This window comes from Spirillospora sp. NPDC000708 (genome assembly GCF_040299565.1).
Classification (GTDB): domain Bacteria; phylum Actinomycetota; class Actinomycetes; order Streptosporangiales; family Streptosporangiaceae; genus Spirillospora.
Genome location: NZ_JBEPCJ010000245.1, coordinates 1 through 1,267, shown reverse-complemented (window position 1 = coordinate 1,267; position 1,267 = coordinate 1). Strand labels below are relative to the sequence as shown.

Genomic DNA, 1,267 nt, shown 5'->3' with positions numbered 1-1,267 from the left:
TTTCACCTTTATAACCTTTATCCTTATACAATTTTACAGCACGTGCATGAGAGACCATCATGTTGTGGTGTGATTGGAAGACTTTGGCAAGATCATATTTAATGCCTGGAGGGAATTTACCAACCAAGTATTGACCATCACCAATTGGGCCAATTTCATTGAAAGTTGTCCAGTAGTTTACTTCTGGAAACTCTTCAAAACAGAAAGCGGCATAATCTATAAAGTGTTATATAATTTCGCGGATTAAGAAATCTCCATTTGAATGAAGAGCTTCTGGTGTGTCAAAATGATGCAAAGTCACAAATGGTTCAACATGACGCTTGTGGCATTCAGCAAATAGTTTATGGTAGAATTCAACACCTTTTTCATTTACTTCACCGTAACCCGTTGGGAAAATACGAGACAAGGCAATAGAAATACGAATACCATTAACACCATATTCTTCAGCTAATTCTAAATCAACTGGGTATTTATGGTAAAAATCACTTGCAGGTTCTGCTGTATACCAATAATTGTCTGCAAGATACTTATCCCATGCTACTGGGCCCTTACCATCTGTGTGAGTTGCACCTTCTGCTTGATAAGCAGCTGTAGCACCACCAAAAATAAAATCTTTAGGAAGTGTTTTAGTCATAAGTGTAAGTCCTTTCAAAAAAAGCATTTGAGACGAGATTCTGTGTTCTGAAAACCAAGGAAATGGAATGAGTGATCTCGTCTCAAATAACTTTTACAAATTTATTAATCAAACTGTTGTTGAACAAATGCAAGAGCACCTTTTCCGTCACGTGTCAATTTGATATATTGAGCTCCTTCAGTTTTTACAAGTTTAATGCCCAATTTATCTGTTTCAGCCTTCATATCATCGAAGTTTGAAGCGACCTGTGGAGCCAAGATTACCAAGTCAAACTCTGGCAACATTTCACGGTGAGCACCGTAACCACCCGCTGCCGCCTTGACTGGAACATTGTATTCTGCTGCTGCTTTGTTCAAGGCATTGGCAAGCAAGCCACTTGTACCTCCACCTGCACAAAGAACAAGGACATTAGTTTCTTTTGTGATATTATTGTTTGCTGCTACATCTTCTTTAGCAACGCCTGCTTTTCCAAGAACGGCATCTGCTTTAGCAGTATTGAAGTTTGCAGCTACTTTTTCTTTAAGAGCATCGTTTGTTTTACCAGAACGTTCTTCTTCAAGAATTTGTTCATCGTATACCTTAACAAATGGGTAATAAATGATAGTATCAACAACTACCAAGAGTCCGACTAAG

General features: G+C 38.3%; 1 protein-coding gene and 1 pseudogene. Both read right to left on the bottom strand.

All coding sequences use genetic code 11. The features are described 5' to 3' along the window. Positions 1-634: pseudogene (locus ABT299_RS52725) on the bottom strand (family 1 glycosylhydrolase); the annotation flags it as partial. Between the two features lie 104 nt (positions 635-738). Next, positions 739-1,267: lactose/cellobiose PTS transporter subunit IIB (locus ABT299_RS52720; RefSeq protein ID WP_500255488.1), on the bottom strand; the 529-nt coding region annotated here is incomplete at its 5' end.